Below are 16465 nucleotides of genomic sequence, written 5' to 3' on the forward strand. Positions count from 1 at the left end.
AGTTAGCTCGGCTGGCCGTGGAAGGCCTTGTTGGCGATCTTCCAGCCGTCGGCGGTTTTCAGCAGCACGAAATAATCGATGAAGGTGGTGGCGCCATGCACCAGCGTGATTCGGGCGCTGGCCGCGCTGCCATGAACTTCGATCCAGTCGACCGTGCGGCGACGCTGGGCCTCGTCAGCGGCCGGCGTGCCTTTGAAGCGCTCGCAGTAAGTTGCCAACGGCCACGAAGTGAACACGCCTTCGCGCATCGATTCGATGTGGGCCGTCGGCAGGAAAGCCTGGCGCATGAAGTCGGCGTTGTCCTGGGCGTGGCCCTGGAAATAATTCTGTATCGGTTGCAGCGCCGCCAGTTGTTCGGCGTTGAAGCGCGGTTGCGCGGCTTGGGCGTTATCCATAGGTGTCTCCTGATTGAGAGGGCATCCTACGTGACGCCGGCGCGGCTGTGGCAGGGCCGCGCCGATAGCATCTATACTCAGCCGGCGATATCGCCACCCGCACGCGCGCGGCGGCGGGCGACCACGCCCAGCAGGCCCAGTCCTGCGGCCAGCATGCCGTAGGTGGCTGGCTCCGGCACGGCGCTGACCTTGATGTTGGCGTCCGGCGCGAAGTCCGCCAGGCGGCCCAGGCCGCTGACCCGGCTGTCGATCGACCACACGGTCCAAGTGTAATCCTTGAACGCCAGGCCTTTCGACGGCAGCAGCGAGGCGGAGACGGTGGAGTAAATTTCGTTGCCGACGATGTGGGTGTTCAAGGCATTGGCGCCGGCGTTGCCGGTGCCGTCGGAGCGCAGCGTCACGACCGAGTTGAAGGTCACGCCCGGCAGGCCGACCGAGGCGAACGGCGCATTGGTCGAGCCGCCCACATCCAGCCCGAACACATAGGCAGCACCGGCCACACCGGCAATCGGCCCGGCAGTGGTGGTGCGGAACACGAACTCGTTGGTGGCGGCGTTGTAGCCGACATCGGCCGACAGCACGTCGAACGCGGCGGTGTGGCTGCCGGTGTAGACCGCGAGGAAGTCGCCAGCCGGGTCGGCAACGGCGTGGGCGTTGGCGGCGGCAGCGATGCCGGCCAGGGTGATAGCCTTCAGTAGCAGTTTTTTCATGTCAGTTGTCCGTTCTGGTTGTGGGAGGCGAGCCTGGGCGCGCGAACCGTATATTCCGGACAACTGGCAAAAGGTTTCGAAATATTAAAATATTTTTATCGGCGGCTGCGGTAGCTTTGCGGCGCCAGGTCTTCCTTGGGCGCCAGCGCTTGCAGGCGCTTGTACAGCACCCGCGTTTCCAGCAGGTTCCACACCCGCAGCATGGCTTCCAGCGTATCGAAAGGCTTGGTCAGGAAATCTTTCGCGCCCAGGGCCAGCGAGCGGCGCTTGGCTTCGGCGGTGGCGTCGGCCGTGATCACCAGCACCGGCCGGAAATCGTAGGGATCGCCGCGCCGCTTGAGCCGCTCCAGCACCGCGTAGCCGTCCAGGTCCGGCATCATCAGGTCCAGAACGATCAGGTCGGGATCGAAGGCGGTGTACAGGTCGAGCGCGGTCCTGGCGTCGGTGGTGCCGACCACGTGGGTCAAGCCTTCGCCGATGAACAGGTCTTCCAGCAGCCGCAGATTGGCGGGCTGGTCGTCGATGATCAGGATGCGGGAAGCCAGGACTTCGTTTTCCATCATGGTGTTTGCTCCATCAGGTCCAGCAGGGCGAAGAAGGCGGGGACGTTGAGCGGCTTGGAAAGTTGCCCCGTCGATGTGTCGGCCGCGCCGCCCAGCACCACCGTCTTGCGGGCGCAGGCGCGCAGCTCGGCGTCTTCCAGGCCGGCGGCCGCCAGCAGCAGGTCCGGCTGCCGCAGGCGGGCCAGCGCCAGGCCGCCCGCTACGTCGGCGGCGGTGGACAGGCGCCAGTGCGGGCGTCGTTGCATCAGCGTGGCGATCAGCGTGCGGGTGGCGGCATCGTCGTCGACGCAGACCAGGTTGTGCGTCGTGGCGATGGCCGGCGCGGCCGCCACTTCGGCCGGTGCTGCGCTGGCGATGGCGGCGGCTTCGGGCGCCGTCGCGGCCGGCAGCGTCAGCGTGAAGCGGGTGACGGCGCCGGGCTGGTGGCGGATATCGCCGTGCATGGCTTGCATCAGGCTCTTCGATACCGCCAGCCCCAGTCCGGCGCCTTCGGTCTTGCCGCGTTCGATGCCCAGGCGATCGAATGGCGTGAACAGGCGGTCCTGCATGGCGGCGGGGATGCCGGGGCCGCTGTCGTCAATGTGGATGGCGATGACGCTGCCTTCCTGCGAACAGCCGATGCTGACGGTGCCACCGGCGGCGCCGTACTTGATGCCGTTGGAGACCACGTTCAGCAGCACCTGCCGCAGGCGTTGGAGGTCGGCCATCACGGCCAGCGCGGTCGGCTCGTGACGCAGCGTTACCGAGCGTTGCTGTGCCACCGGCAGCATCAGCGCCAGTGCCTCGGCCACCAGCGGCGCCAGCGCCACCGGCGCGCGATCCAGCGTCAGCTTGCCGGCCTCGATGCGGCCGATGTCCAGCACCTCGTCGATCAGCGACAGCAGGTGCTGGCCGGCCAGGCGGATCTGCACCGCATGTTCGTGGTCACGCGGTTCGCTGAGTCCGCCTTCCAGCAATTGCGCGTAGCCGAGGATGGCGTTGAGCGGCGTGCGCAGCTCGTGGCTGGTGCGCGCCAGGAACTCGGTCTTGGCCTGGCTGGCCGCTTGCGCCGCCGTGGCGCGTCCGGCCAGCAGCACGCTGGCCTGGTGTAGACGGTCGGCCAGCTGGCCCAGCTCGTCGGTGGTGGCCAGCGTAGGTTTGAGCGGCAGGTCGCTGTTCAGGCGCTCGGCGTTTTCTGCGGCCAGCCGCACCCGGCGCACCAGGCCGAAGGTGAAGGTCAGCGTCGCCAGCGCGCCGGTCAGGCCGGCGGCGATGACGGCGATGGTCATCCACAGGTTGCGGTTGGACGCCTGCTGCAAGGCCAGCGTGCGCTTGGCCACCAGTTCCGTCTCATGCACATTCATGGCGCCGATTTCCGCGCGCAGTTGGTCGAGCACCTGCTTGCTGGCCAGCAGATGCTGCTGCAGCTCGACGCTGCTGGCATTGCGCTGGCCGCGCAATTCTTCCAGGCTGTCCAGCTTGTTCTGCAACAGCGGCCGCACACGATCCAGGCGGCTGCGCTGTTCGGGATCGTTCACCGTCTCCTGCAGTCGCGCCATGGTGGCGGGCAACTGGCGGGTGGCGATGCGGTACGGCGCGAGGAAGTCGTCGCGGCCGGTCAGCAGATAGCCGCGCACCCCGGTGGCCGCTTCCGCGATCTGCGTGTGCAGGCGCTGGATGTCGGCCTGGACCTGCATGGTGCGCAGCATGTCGGCGGTGGCGGCGGCGGTGCTGCGCTCCAGCGTGTAGCTGGTGGCGGCCGATCCCAGCAGCAGCGCCAATGACGCCGCGATGATGACGCCGCCCTTGACGCCCAGCGACCAGTGGCGCGGATGGAGCAGGGCGTTCATGCGCCGAGTCCAAAATCGGCGGCGCGCACAGCGGCCTGGGTGCGGTCGTGCAGGTCCAGCTTGTGCAGGATGCGTTCGACGTGGACCTTGACGGTGCCGGCCGCGATGCCCAGGTGCTCGCCCATGGCGGCGTTGGTCCAGCCGCTGGGCAGCAGCGCGAACACTTCCAGTTCGCGCGGGGTCAGCAGCTTGAGCGCGGCGGCCGCGTCCGGCGCGGCCACGCGTGGCGTTGCCTGCCGTGGCGTGGACAGCGCGGCCGCCAGCAGCGTCGCCAGCGTTTGCAGCGTGGTCAGGTCGTCGGCGCTGGGCGGTGGCGCCGGGTGGGCGCTGAGCAGCGCGAGCACGCCGCGGTTTTTTCCGTCCAGGCACAGCGGCACCAGGATTTCGAGACCGGCCTGTCGCTCGCGGCCGATGCGCAGTGCGCTGGTCACGTCGTGCCGCACCGTCGGTGGTTGCGGGCCGGGTTGCAGCGCCGTTTGCAGCGCCGCCGCGTGGCTGAGGTGGGCGCCGACTGGCAACGTCTGGCCCTGGCTGGCGCAGACTTGCAGGCCGTCGTCGCGACTGGTCATCAGCAGGCCGTCTTCCAGCGACAGGAAGGCCAGCGACTTGGCGAGGATGGTGGCCAGCGCGCTTGGGCGTATGCCTTCGGCGGCCAGTACGCCGGCGGCATCGGTCAGCAGACGCCAGCGGGCGACGCTGCTTTCGATCTGCCGGTAGCGGCTGCGCGCGGCGCGGGCGGTGGGGAGGGCGGTGTCGGTGGTCATGGGCGGCATAGGGCTGTTTCGGGAATTATATGCCACTCGGCATATGCCGCTACCCCCGAGCGGCAGATTTTTTGTGCTGGCGGCGGCGTGATACTGGTTTCATCGGCGGCCAATACCGCGCTCGCCTGATACTTCACTGGAGCTGATTATGAAACGTATCCTCATCACCCTGGCGCTGGCGGCAAGCAGCCTGGCGCAAGCCGACACGGCGCTGGCGCCGAAAGTCTACCTGGAAGCGGCGGCCGCGCCGGCCAATGCCCGCGAGGCCGAGATCGCCGGCCTGTTCGACCGCTGGAACGCCGCGCTGGCCACTGGCGACGCCGAGCAGGTGACGCGTCTGTACGCGCCGGATGGCGTGCTTGAGCCGACCGTATCGAACGAGGTGCGTTCGACGCCGGCGGGGATCAAGGACTACTTCGTGAAGTTCCTGAAGATGCAGCCGGCCGGCACCATCAACTATCGCCAGATCCGCCTGCTGGGTGCGGACGCCGCGCTGGACACGGGCGTCTACACCTTCAAGCTGACCAAGGACGGCAAGCCGCAGCAGGTGCAGGCGCGCTACACCTATGTGTACAAGAAGGTCGACGGCGCCTGGAAGATCCTCAACCACCATTCGTCGGCGATGCCGGAAGCTGTGGCTAAGTAAGCAAAAGCTGAGGCCGCGTTATCGCTTGACCCGGCTTTCGGGTTTGACGGCGGCCTCTTTCTTCAGCACTGATTCGACCGTCAGATCCCTGCTGTTGGCGTAGAATTTTTGGCCGACCGGCTTGAGCAGGTAGAACGGGCCATCGGGATAGGCGGGATCGTCGGTGGTCAGCTTGTACCAGCTGGCCTTGATGCCGGCCGGCGATTCGCTGACGGCCGCTTCGATCAGATAGACGTCACCGCCGCGCGCGGCGACGAAGCCGTCCACCATCGTCGTTTCGCCGTGGGAGACGTTGAACCAGGTTTCCTGCTGATCGTCCTGGGATTTTACGATGGGTACGTGTATCCAGTCGGCGCCGGGTTTGGCTTCAAAGTAGAAGGTCATGCTGCGCTTGTAGCGCAAGACATCACTGACCGTGCCGGCGACCATGACCAGCTTGCCTTTCAAGGCAGGCCATTGGTGCAGGCCTTGCTGGCTGGATGCGACGTCGGCGTGAGCGGCGGGCGTCAATGCCAGCGCGAGGGCCAGCGTGCAATATGCGACCGCCGTTTGTATTTTCATTGATTTCATCGGGACGTAGTTCCGTCGGGTAGGTTGGTGATAGGAGGCGAGAACGAAAAATTCGCTCGCACCGCGCTTACCGGGTCATTTTCGAATTTAACGAAATCCGCCGTTCGATATCGTGTCAATGCGACGATGCAGGCATCGTGCGCCACCCCGGCGCAGACGCCGTTGTCGCACTTGGAGAGTTCCTCCATGTCATCGCATTTGTCCAGCCGCCATTGCAGCCATGCTCGCTGGGTGGTCCGCAGCGCTGAGGCGTCTTTACCGTTCAAAATTTTGATAAGGTTCTTGTATTGCGCATTGAGCTTTCCGTCTTCTGCGATATACGCGGGAAATTTTTCGCATCGGGTCAACGGCGTGTTGTCCAACGAGCAGTGTTGGTCTTGCGAACGATTCTTCAGCACACAGTTATCCTTGCATCCGGAAACTGCCAAGTTTGCATGCAGGAGAACAGTGGCCAAGGTCAGTAGCTTTAGAGAGCTTTTCATAGGAAGGCAATATTTTCTATTCATTGGGCAGCGCATGCTTACTTCCTCCCCGGCCGCAGCATCATGATGGGGTAGGCCTGGTCGGATGGGATGTCAGGAGTCGGGCCATTCAGTACCGTCTCTGGCCGCCCCCACGTTGTAGAAGCGGTTTGGTGGCGCCGGCGGCGCGGATCTTTAAGGGCTTGAGCGCAGCGTGCGACGGAACCATTGCCATGGCGAGGGCAGCAAAAAGCAGCGCGAGAATCATGTGTAAGATCATGGCTGGATGCCGCATAGTTCTCCTTGAATCTGCTCCACAAATATCCAATTGCATGGGCGGGAGGTAAAGGTGTTACGCGCGACCAGGCTCGGCGCCAATTTGGCCATGCCACGCCCGCACTGATTCGCGCCGGTGATCGAATAGGTCTGATATGCCCGCTTCGCAATAGCGGTGGCGTCGGGCAGTTCAAAGTCAGCCAGCAACTGCCAGCCGTTGCCACACCTGCCAGGTGCCGCCAGTTCGCGCATGCGTTGCTGAAATCCCTTGAGATGCTCAAGCGACACAAAAGAGCGCGTGCGCGGCCGACGCCTCGACAACATCGATCACGTACTGCGGGCATATTGAATTCTTGCTGCCAAGTGGAGACGCGATCGAAAAAACCTGTTGTCTACCTTGCTTGCTGAAGCTGAGATGGCCGAGTTTAGGATGGAGGCGCATTTCCAACCCGGCTGCTTTCACCAAGGGCATTGATAAGTGCTTCGGGTCCGATGAATCAGAATACAGGCTTATCGATGTCCAACGTAATTGATCGTCGTCGCCGTTGCGAATTTTTTCCAAAACGAGCTCCCCCTCGCGGATTCTCTGTTCCTGAGGGTCTTCTCCTGTCGCGGTATTTCCGCATGGGCTGCTCGTACATTTGTGCACGCCGATGGGCTTGGCCGGGCTTTGCGCGTAGACTGGCGGGAGTATGGCGCTGACGCACAACGGCAGGCAGAGCAGTATTTTTTTCATGGATTAGGGATTGTTTGTGCAATTGAATAGCAGCGGATCTGGTGATACGTTACTTGCGGATGTCGACTGAAACGACCTTCCACACTTTATCCATATGCTGTTTATACGCGGCGTTCGCGGGCGAGAGCAGGGCTTTGTCATATTGACGCTCGCCACCGAATGGTTCCTGTCCGGGGATTTTTACAAGCGAATTGCCGCAGATCGCAAGCTTGTTCGCGCCTTCCCGGAGTATCACTTTGATGGTGTAAGAATCGATACCGCCATCGCAAAGCAGTTTATACGGTATGGTGACTTCAGCCTTGCCGTCGCCATTCAGGTCGGTGACGCTGACGTTGGAAGAAAAGAAATCGGCAGCCGAGTCCAGACCAGGGCATTCCACGAAATCGTGCAGTGTCCACTCCGTTTTCCACGCGCCGGCTTACTGAGAATAGTATGCAGCGACCAGCTCAATGTGTTCGACTCGTCCGGACTTTGGCTCGGTCGCAGAGGGGCCGGCCTTTCGGGTAAGCACCAGCACATGTTCGCCTGCCTGGTCGCGAATGCGCCGGGCCGTGACCAGCTTTTCCGCACTAGGGATATGCTGGGCCGCGAGGTAGCTCGCATCCGCAGCTTGGCTGTCTATTGTGGTCGAATGAGCATGGCCGGATGTGCTCACGCCAAACAGCAAGCTTGCGGACAGGACGGCGATCGATACTGACGCTTGGTTATGTTTACTCCAAATTGTAGACATTAGTACCTACCTCACTAGCGAGCTTTTGGCCAGACTCTCTTTTCGCCGAAAATCAGCTCATTTGGTACTTGAGATCAAGTCCAGGAAGCCTCCTTCGCACATATCACTTTCCGCACCTTCAGATTTAGGTCGAGTAGCGTCTCTACACAATAACCCAGCGCCAATTTTTCCAGACGGTATATAGGTATAAACATTATGGATGGTTTGCTTTGTCGGTTTTCCGTCAGAAGGAAATAGGCCCGTCCAGTCAAACCTATAACCGTTATCGATTTTTTTTATGGTTACTTCCGGATCTGCATCTGGGAAGTCACTTTCTTTGTTTGTCACTGATGCGGACCATACTGATCGTGCCGTAGCGGTCTTTTGATCAAATAGATAATAATCTGCCGACATATGATAGCGGTTCGGAGCGTATTCGTTTAATGGACAAATTTTCTTTAAAATAGCATAGTCAGCGCCTGCTTGTACAATTCGTATATTGTATTTGCTGCATGGATTTGACGCCGTGCCAAGTGGTGAGGCTATCTTAAAAGTTTGCTTATAGTGAGGGCCCGAAAATATTACAAACCCGTTTTGCGGAACCAATTGTATTTCAGTCTCAAACTTCTTAACAACTGCCATCTTCAGACGTTCGGCGTGCTTTGAGTCTGAGTACAACGCAACAGCTGACCACCGGAGCTGATCATCCGGGTCATTGCGAAGTTCCGCAGTCATCTTTGCTCCCTCGCGCAAAGTAATTTGCTCAGGGTCCTCTCCATTTGGCGTGTTTGGGCAAGGAGTGGTAGTGCATTTTTGATGCTTAACAGGCGCAACTTTTGTCGTAGCCGTCTTTTCTTCCGCAATACAACCGCTACTGGAAAAAGTGAATAGTATAATGAGTAGCGTAGATTTTTTCATATTATATATTGGTGCAATTTTCAATAAAAGGTAAGGGGTCGGCTCGATTGGTTAATCCTGCGCTCAATGTTCGCGCCTTTAATCGCACCTCAAAATGCAGATGCGCCCCTTGTTCCACTGTATTCATTCCGTGAGCGTTCCCTGATGCTCCAGATTTTCCGATTACGTCTCCTGCGTAAACGTTTTTTGGCGACTCGGAAGGCAATTCGCTCAAGTGTGCATAAAAAAACCCTATCGAAGTAGCACCAGGATTCACCTTCTTGAATTCGGTGGCTTGTGGTTCAGGTAGGTCGGCAAGTCCTACAACCAAAACTAGCGTATTACCGTAAGCATATGTCGGCGATTTTGCCGGCGTACTGTATACGATTCCGTTTGCCACAGCAAAAATGGGCGTTCCTGGCACCGCCACTAAATCTATACCTTGGTGGCACTTAGTTCCGCCATTGCGAGTCCACCCAAATTTCGCACCAGTCTTGCTGGGAAGGTGCGCTGTTCTCAACGTACATATGGACAATGGGTTGTGCCACTTAGCTTCATTTGAACTTGAGGCTGGGGCCGGTGGCGCTTGTGCAGCTTTAAGCTCAGTGGGAGGTGTCTTGCTCTTTGCGGATGGTGCGGATGCCTCCTTCTTTGGCTTTGGAACAGGCACCTGTATTTTTGCGGAGGAATTCAAGCTGAGGACGATTTCGGCCATTCCTCGAGCAGGCTCCGAGAAATCCTTGTCTTCTTTAACAATGAAATTGGCCACGTTGACTTTGGCATCGATATAATCGAACAACCAACCCTGATAGGCTGCGGCTCCGCTATTCTTATATTGTTTGAGAAGGCTATTCAATTTTTTTACATTGTCTTTACCAATTTGCTTTCTCAGCTTGTCAGTTATATCTTCTTCAGACAACTGTTCACGTAATCCAAATAATCTGAGTGCGCCAGTGAGACCATCATGGTGCAAAAGATACGCAAGTTTCGCCTTATCAGCGGCGGGGAGCGTGGACGCCGGAAGCTTGCTCTCTTTTTCAAAATTTTTAAGATTAAGTGATGCGTACGCCGCCGCACCGTCGATTGCGTATTTAGCTTCCAAGCGTTTGGCAAGCCGCGAACTAGCGCTCATTTTCTGACAGTCGGCATGCAACAAAGAAGTGTCCAGTTTGTAAACAGCATCCCATGCCGGTTCAAAAAATTGGGCAAGGCCTTGTGCCAGGCCGGAATTTTCGTGGTTTGCTTTCTCATCCCATACGCCGCCAACTTCGGCATCGATAAGTGCAGCCAGAGACTGCGGAGTAAGTTCATATTTTTTTGCTGCGGTGATAATTAGTTTTCTATATTTTTCATTACCCGGCAATAATCGCAGATTCGCTTCTGTGTAGATAGTTGCCAGCCCATGAGTGGGGGCTCCTGCCTCCGCACGGGTTTGCTGTTGTACTGTTGCTCCGCTCGTGAGTTGGGCGTTATGCGTTACGGCCTGTTTTACTTCTTCAGTAGTGGAATTCGCGGAGCCCTTTTTCTTCTGCAAGGAACCGTCTGCTTTAACTGCCCGAGAGTCAACGGCAAGAACCCAGTTTCCAATAGGCACCCGCTCGGAACTAAAGACATTATCCATCTTTTGATCTAAGTCTTCTATCCAAATTTTTAATCCTCTCGCATGATCTCTGATATATAAAAATAGTTCTCCAGGGCCGCTTACTACATGAATTTCTTCCTTGTCATCGTGAGCAACTTTCACTTTTTTGGGAGTTACGGATGAAAAATCGAGTGCACGAAATTTGATTGACAATTTTGTGTCCGCGACTTCATCTGCATCGTCGTTTGGCAGCAACAATACTTGGTCGCGATGAATTAAATGCAATTGTTCGCCTTTTAAATGGTTCAAGGCTGCCAAGGCTGCTACGGTGGTGCCATGAAGTCTTGCAATCTTCCAAAGGCTGTCGTGTTCTTTAACAATATACGTTTGCATTATTACCTCTTACAAATTTTCGGTGTCACGATCCTCATCCAACTCACCTGGGTCGAACGATTCATCTATTTCATGTTCTCCGTGTTTTATCTCGACAAAGTAAGAGGACCAACCTTTGTAGCCAACAAGCGCTCGGTAGCGTTGACTATGTTCGGCAGTGATCGGATCCGCTTTTCCACTACCCAGAATTTGGCGTGTTCCTATGGATTTTCGTAGATCCTGATCGTAAAATTTAACGAAGGCTTTTTCGAGCGCGGTACCCTCAGCGCTAAAACCAAGAATAGTAATTTCGTGAGGGCCGACCTGTTCCTTTGAGAGCGGAGGGAATTTGCTAAGTAACGTGGGCTGCCCAGGTAATATCGCAGACTTGCTTGCCCCGCCCTCAAACACATGCTTTCCGCCCTTGACCGTGAAGTTGCCAGGGCACGCGAACGTGATGTCGCCGCCTTCGAGTGTGATCGACGACTGGCCAGCTTGCAGTACGATCTTTTGATTGGCCTTGATCTCGATGCTGTCGTTGACGGAGATGACGGTGATCGATTTATCCGCCAGGATCTCCAGCAGATCGGTGTGGGCCTCCAGCGATACCGGGCCATTGCCGGCGATAGCCTGGATGCCGCCCGCATGCGAGAAGTAGCTCGCCGCGTTGGCCGCCACCGACGATACCGTGTACCCGGCCGTCATGTGCACGTCGCCCTGCGTTACCCAGTGTAGCTGCTGGCCCGCGAACAGCACGGTCGATGCCGGCGTGGCCCAGTTGATGTTGGACGGTGCATCCATCAGCACCAGCGGCGCACCGAATTTTTCCACCGGCTTGTCCGCATCGAGATCGCGCGCGCCGTCCTTGGCCTTGGCTGCCTGCTGGCCGTTGACCGCGCCCGCGTGCTTGCCTTTTTCCTTGGGATCGAGCTGCGCGATGAAATCCTTGTGCGCTTCGGCGGCGAGCTTGCTGGACAAGGCCTGCTGCTGCGTGGCCGCGTCGCTGAGCCGCTCCGCCAACTCTTTCGACGACTTCAATGAACCAAGCGCCTCGACCGCATCCATCTGCGTCGAGGTGACGCCGCTGCCTTGCGCGGCGCGCGCGCTGGTGGTCAGCAGCACGCCTTCCGCGCCGCGTACAGTGGCCCACGCATCGGTGCGCAGTTCAAAGCCGCTACCGCGATAGGTGCCGCGCTGCGCCGCGCCGGGCGATTGCTGGACCAGGTAGCCCAGGTTCAGCTGCGTGGCGGCGCTGCTGGTGGCGAGGCGCGTGCGCACCTGGCCAGGCGTGTCGTCCAGCTGCCACTGGTTGTAGCCGCCGCCGTCGAAGTTGTGGCTGTGGATGCCGGACAGCGTGCCCGCATGGTTCGCGCCCGAATCCACGCCCGCCGAAAACGGCGGCATGTCGGCGCCCGTGTAGAGCTGCGCCACCACCATCGGCCGGTCCATGTCGCCGTCGATGAAGTCGACCAGCACTTCGGTGCCGATGCGCGGCGTGAACTGCGAGCCCCAGTTAGGGCCGGCCAGCGCTTCGGCCACGCGCACCCAGGTGCCGGAGCTTTCGTCGCCGGGCGCATTACCCTTGCTGTCGGTGTTGTGGCCCATGCCGCCGGCATTGGCGCCTTGTCCGCGCTGCCAGCTGAACTGGATCTTGATCTGGTGATCGCGATCGGTGGTGGCGACCGCGCCGGCCAAGCCGACAACAACGGCCGTCTGCGGCCCCAGCGCGGTGCTGGCGTGCGGCGCGGCGGTGGCGCGCGGCACCACGGCCACGCTGTCGCGCACGCAGCCGAAGCTGTTGCGGTAGGTGCCGTTCTCGATGCCGCCGCCCACCAGCGACGTCAGGGTCTTGATCTGCGCCTGGAAGTTGTTGCGCGCCTCGTGGCGCACCCACAGCACCAGGAAGCGGTTGTCGCCGTCGGCGTAGCGTTCGTGTTGCGTCAGCTGGAAACCGTGGCCCGCAGCCAGGCGGCGCACGGCGCCTTTGCCTTCGAAGACCTTGTTGTCCAGCTCCAGCGCCTGCAGCATCAACTGGCTGTGCGGATCGGCGGCGATGCCGTTGTCGGCGCCGCTGGCGATGCGTTCGCCGCTGCCGTCATACACGGCCAGCACCGGCAACTCGCCCGCATCCAGGCTCGATGCCTGCTCGGCGGACGGTGCCAGCAACTGCGCCGGATCCCAACTGCTGATGCTGACGGCGTTGGCCTGCACCTGGCGCCGCGCCGAGAAGTGGTCGATGGCGTCGTCGGTGTCGGTGGCGCGCACGCCGTGGAAGCGGATCTCGGCGTCGCCCGGCGTATCCGGTGCACGCGCCTTGCTGTCGAAGATGACCAGCTTGTGCTTGGCCTGTCCGTCCTGGCTTTCATCGTCCGCCTGGTCGTGCTCGAAGCGCCAGCTCAGGCCTTCGGAGGCCAGCAGGCGCGTGAAGAATTCCAGGTCGCTTTCGCGGTACTGCGTGCAGATGGCGCGCGGCTCCAGTGTTTGCGTGACGTCGAATTCGAAACGCAGCTGCGGATAATCGGCCAGCAGTTCGGTGACGATGTCCTGCGCGTTCTTGTCCTGGAAAATATAGCTGTCACGGCGCAGCCGCAGCAGCGACAGCGCAGGTTCCAGGTGCAGGCGGTAGCGCGCCACGCCGCCATCGGCGCCCAGCCATGCGGCTTCGGTGCAGATGCCGTGCCAGGCGCGCTTGCCGCCGTCCGGTTGCAGCAGCGTGACGGTCAATTCCTCGCCGATGAAGATGGTCAGATCCAGATCGGTCGATACGCTCAGCGCGTCGACGTCGAACGCATACAGTTCGTTGACGCCTTCGCGGCCGCTGAAGTGTTCGGCCATCAGCGATTCGGACAGGCCCGAGTCCTGCGCGCTGGCCAGCGTGAGCAGGCGGGCGTGCTGGCTCAGGCCCGTGCCGAACAGGCCAAGCGCCGAGGGAAGTTGTGACTGCAGGTCCATTAGGGCAGCGTGATGGTCAGGTTGGCGGCGCGTGGAGCCAGTTTGACCACGTCGTTATACGCGTTCATGCGGCTCTCGGCATTGTGGTTCAGCGAAGTGCGCAGGCCGATGTAGCCCAGCACGCAAATCAGGCCGAACACGGAGCACAGCACCCATACCGGCAGGTCGCTGCGCAGCTTGTGCTTGATCTGGTCCGGCCGCTCGGCGTGCGGCGCGAAGCCGCCGCGCTTGCCCTTCATGTGGGCGATCTCGTCGCCCAGGCGCGAGGTCAGGTAGTTCAGTTTTTCCGAGCCTTCGAGGATGTACTTGCCCTGGAAACCCAGCAGCAGACACATATGGAATACCTCCAGCGCCTGCAGGTGGGCGCTGCCGCGCGCGCGCAGGTTCTCCAGGCGGTTGTAGAAATTCTCGCCGGCCAGCTGGTCGCCGAACAGCACCAGTTGCAGCGGGCGGCGTTCCCACGCGTCGCGGATGCTGAAGTTGGAGCGCAGGATGATCTCGTCCACGGCGGCGCAGAACGCATATTTCGCGTTGTCGACATCGTCCGGCGAGGCGTTCTGCTTCTTGGCGCCGCGGCCGAAATCGTCGAGGAAGGCCGCCATCTTGCGGGCGAACTCGCCGTCGTCCTGCGGGCCGTTGCCGTTCTTGAGCATGAACAGGGCGTAGAAGCCGTCGTACATCAGGTCGAGCAGCGTTTGCGGTGCGCTGGCGGCGCTGGGCGGAGCGCCTGCGCCCATGAGGGAAGGTGCGGTAACGGTATTCATGGTTGGTCCTCAGTTCAGGAAGTAACGGCCACCAGGTCCAGCTTCAGGTCGTGGATGCCGCCGGGGACGTAGATGGAAATCGATTGGGCTTGCAGCATGCGCTCGTACATCTGGCCCTTGGCTTCGAGCGCGAAGTAGCAGGCGTCCGGGCGCACCGGCACGGCGGCCGGCACTTGCGGCGAATGCGACAGGCGCACGCCCGGCATGGCCGACAGCACGAATTTTTCGACGTCGTCCGGTGCGCCGATCTTGAAGCGCAGCGGCACGATGTCCACCAGTTCGCTGGCCGGCAGGTCGGCCGAGACGGCGATGTAGAAGGTGGTCTTGTCGTCGATCTTCTGCGAGTCCAGCATGCCGTGGTGGTACGAAGGCTTGACTTCCTTGAGCGCGATGGCGAAGTACTTGGACGAGATCACGGTGTCGAGCAGCTCGCGGATGATCTGGTGCAGCGTGGCGAAGGCCGGGCCGGGATCGGCGTGCTGGTAGGGCGGCAGGTCGGCCAGGGTCCAGCTTTTCGAGAAGGTCATCAGGGCGCCGGCCAGCGACAGCAGCTGCTCGTACAGCCGTTCCGGATGCAGCGCCGGATGGTGGAAGTAGTGCGACAGCGAGGCGAAGGCCGAACTGGCGGTGTGCAGCAGCCAGAAGGACGACATGTCGCCGGAGCGGAATTCGATCACGTGTTTGCTCGGCTCGCGGTGGTGGCCGTACAACGCGCTGACCTTGGCCTGCAGCGCGTCGATCAGGCGGCGCAGTTGCAGGAACAGCAGCGGCGAGCTGCGGATCGACAGGCTGGGGGCGACGAAGGACGCATCCAGTTCGAAGCCGCCGGTGGCCGCGCGGCGCAGGCGCAGCAGCGGGAAGTGCGTGTACGAATCGCGCGGTTCGAATTCCGATACCAGGCGTACGGTCTTTTTCAGATAGCTCAGCTGCGCCGACGCGGCCTGCGTGTACAGGTCCGGCGTGTCGCGGTTCGATTGCAGGAAGCGCACCGCATTGCCATTGGCGCCGTTGGCGGCGTCGCCGAAATTGCCGCCGAATGGCTTGAACGCGGGCAGGGCGGCGTAAAACGTCACGCTCTGCTGCGATTGCAGCATCTGGCTCAGGTCCACGGTGTCCGGCAGCTCATCGTCGCCGGGGGCGCTATACAGCTCGCCGTCCTGGAAGCGCAGCGACAGCTCCAGCACGCGCAGCGTGTTGTTGGCCAGCGCGTCGCGGTCGATCTGGATCTGGTTCACGCCCCAGGCGTAGGGGTGCAGCGCCTGCATGCTGTGATGCAGCCGCTGTTCATGGTACTGGTCCTGCTGCTGGAAGTGCTGCGGGCGCAGAAACAATCCTTCGCCCCATAAAATTTTGCTGCTCATGCGTGCGTCCTTGTGAGTGTGGCGCATTGATGCCATTTGTTAAGTAGCAGAACAATAACATTCCTTGCGCAATTGCCGCGCCCGCTTGGTTTCTATCGTGCGCACGCTTAAAAAATAAGCAACAAGACCTTTAAAGTACCAAAAAGTTCCCTTCGCACACAAAAAATTCAATTGAACGCGGTCAATAATAAATTTCTGATAACGTGGCGCCTGTTGGAAACAATTAGTGATTAAGCATTCTTTTTTGATATTTAGTTTGAGGACAGCATGAATACCGTTATCTCCCTCGGCCGCATCGGCCGCTTCATTGGCGCCGCTGTCTGCGCCGCATCGCTCAGCGCCTGCGTAACCGCGCCGATCGCCCAGAAACCTGCCACGCCTAGCATGGAAGACATGTTGGCCAAGGCCAGCCAAGTCAGCGGCTCCGGCCAGAAGGAACAAGCCATCACGCTGTGGAAAGAGGCCGCAGTCGCCTACCCGGCGGACAAGGCGCCGTGGACCAATATCGCGCAGACCCGCTACGAAGCCGGTCAATACGGCGACGCCATCGTCAGCGCACAGGAAGTGCTGGTGCGCGATCCCAACGACCGCCTGGCCAACAGCATCATCGCCATCAGCGGCCTGCGCCTGTCGACGCGCGCGCTGTCGGACCTGAGCCGCCAGAACAATCTGTCCGGATCGCTGCGCACCGAGTCGCAGGATCTGGCCAAACTGCTGCGCGAAAGCCTGGGTGAGACCGTACTGGTGCCGCCGCAGCCTGCGCAAGCCGTCGCGCCCGCACGCAGCAACGCCACCGCCGCCAAGACCAAAAAAGGCAAGGCCAAGGCCGACGACGATTCGAGCGCGAATCCATTCAACGCGCTGAAGTAAGCAATCTG

The 16465-nt window shown here is 60.4% G+C and carries 16 protein-coding genes and 1 pseudogene; 2 read left to right on the top strand and 15 right to left on the bottom strand.

Features of this window, described 5'->3' with window-relative positions; genetic code table 11:
• Positions 1–2 precede the first annotated feature (2 nt).
• From GEV01_RS01235 to GEV01_RS01255, 5 genes are all read right to left on the bottom strand, one after another.
• A complete protein-coding gene (locus tag GEV01_RS01235; protein ID WP_152800934.1) occupies positions 3–395 on the bottom strand; it encodes a nuclear transport factor 2 family protein in 393 nt (130 codons plus the stop codon).
• Between the two features lie 77 nt (positions 396–472).
• Entirely contained in the window at positions 473–1105 is a 633-nt protein-coding gene (locus tag GEV01_RS31020) for a PEP-CTERM sorting domain-containing protein (protein WP_235914122.1), read from the bottom strand.
• Positions 1106–1200: 95 nt separating this feature from the next.
• Positions 1201–1668 carry a response regulator gene (locus tag GEV01_RS01245; RefSeq protein ID WP_008449070.1) on the bottom strand — a complete coding sequence of 156 codons (468 nt, stop codon included), beginning with the start codon at positions 1666–1668 and terminating at the stop codon, positions 1201–1203.
• Positions 1665–3497: a CHASE3 domain-containing protein gene (locus GEV01_RS01250; RefSeq protein WP_152800935.1), complete on the bottom strand. Its 1833-nt coding sequence runs from the start codon at positions 3495–3497 to the stop codon at positions 1665–1667. Before GEV01_RS01250 ends, GEV01_RS01245 begins: the two co-directional genes overlap by 4 nt.
• Positions 3494–4261 carry a helix-turn-helix transcriptional regulator gene (locus GEV01_RS01255; RefSeq protein ID WP_235914123.1) on the bottom strand — a complete coding sequence of 256 codons (768 nt, stop codon included), beginning with the start codon at positions 4259–4261 and terminating at the stop codon, positions 3494–3496. Before GEV01_RS01255 ends, GEV01_RS01250 begins: the two co-directional genes overlap by 4 nt.
• A 148-nt stretch (positions 4262–4409) precedes the next feature.
• Here GEV01_RS01255 and GEV01_RS01260 point away from each other — a divergent pair, with 148 nt between their 5' ends.
• Positions 4410–4907 (top strand): SgcJ/EcaC family oxidoreductase, encoded by a 498-nt coding sequence (locus GEV01_RS01260; protein ID WP_152800937.1) that lies wholly within the window; start codon positions 4410–4412, stop codon positions 4905–4907.
• A gap of 18 nt (positions 4908–4925) precedes the next feature.
• Here the strand turns inward: GEV01_RS01260 and GEV01_RS01265 are convergent, their stop codons facing one another.
• The 10 genes and pseudogenes from GEV01_RS01265 to tssK form a co-directional block, all read right to left on the bottom strand.
• On the bottom strand, positions 4926–5468 hold the full coding sequence (locus GEV01_RS01265; RefSeq protein WP_152800938.1) for a hypothetical protein: 543 nt from the start codon (positions 5466–5468) through the stop codon (positions 4926–4928).
• Positions 5469–5473: 5 nt separating this feature from the next.
• Complete coding sequence (locus GEV01_RS01270) at positions 5474–5875, bottom strand: lysozyme inhibitor LprI family protein (RefSeq protein WP_175022863.1); 402 nt, start codon at positions 5873–5875, stop codon at positions 5474–5476.
• Between the two features lie 339 nt (positions 5876–6214).
• Positions 6215–6466, bottom strand: coding sequence for a hypothetical protein (locus tag GEV01_RS01275; protein WP_152800947.1), 252 nt, complete (start codon positions 6464–6466; stop codon positions 6215–6217).
• A 25-nt stretch (positions 6467–6491) separates the two neighbouring features.
• Entirely contained in the window at positions 6492–6950 is a 459-nt protein-coding gene (locus GEV01_RS01280; protein WP_152800949.1) for a hypothetical protein, read from the bottom strand.
• Positions 6951–6999: 49 nt separating this feature from the next.
• Positions 7000–7680: pseudogene (locus tag GEV01_RS31470) on the bottom strand (M949_RS01915 family surface polysaccharide biosynthesis protein).
• A gap of 57 nt (positions 7681–7737) precedes the next feature.
• Entirely contained in the window at positions 7738–8577 is an 840-nt protein-coding gene (locus GEV01_RS01290; RefSeq protein WP_152800952.1) for a hypothetical protein, read from the bottom strand.
• Position 8578: 1 nt separating this feature from the next.
• Entirely contained in the window at positions 8579–10531 is a 1953-nt protein-coding gene (locus tag GEV01_RS01295) for a peptidoglycan DD-metalloendopeptidase family protein (protein WP_152800954.1), read from the bottom strand.
• Positions 10532–10540: 9 nt separating this feature from the next.
• On the bottom strand, positions 10541–13462 hold the full coding sequence (locus GEV01_RS01300; protein WP_152800956.1) for a type VI secretion system Vgr family protein: 2922 nt from the start codon (positions 13460–13462) through the stop codon (positions 10541–10543).
• Complete coding sequence (gene icmH / locus GEV01_RS01305; RefSeq protein ID WP_152800958.1) at positions 13462–14226, bottom strand: type IVB secretion system protein IcmH/DotU; 765 nt, start codon at positions 14224–14226, stop codon at positions 13462–13464. The genes GEV01_RS01300 and icmH overlap by 1 nt, the downstream gene beginning before the upstream one ends.
• 14 nt (positions 14227–14240) lie before the next feature.
• On the bottom strand, positions 14241–15587 hold the full coding sequence (gene tssK, locus GEV01_RS01310; RefSeq protein WP_152800960.1) for a type VI secretion system baseplate subunit TssK: 1347 nt from the start codon (positions 15585–15587) through the stop codon (positions 14241–14243).
• Between the two features lie 267 nt (positions 15588–15854).
• Between tssK and GEV01_RS01315 the strand changes: the two genes are divergently transcribed.
• Positions 15855–16457, top strand: coding sequence for a tetratricopeptide repeat protein (locus GEV01_RS01315; RefSeq protein WP_152800962.1), 603 nt, complete (start codon positions 15855–15857; stop codon positions 16455–16457).
• The last annotated feature ends 8 nt before the right edge of the window (positions 16458–16465 follow it).

This window comes from Rugamonas rivuli, from assembly GCF_009380165.1.
GTDB classification, from domain to species: domain Bacteria; phylum Pseudomonadota; class Gammaproteobacteria; order Burkholderiales; family Burkholderiaceae_D; genus Rugamonas; species Rugamonas rivuli.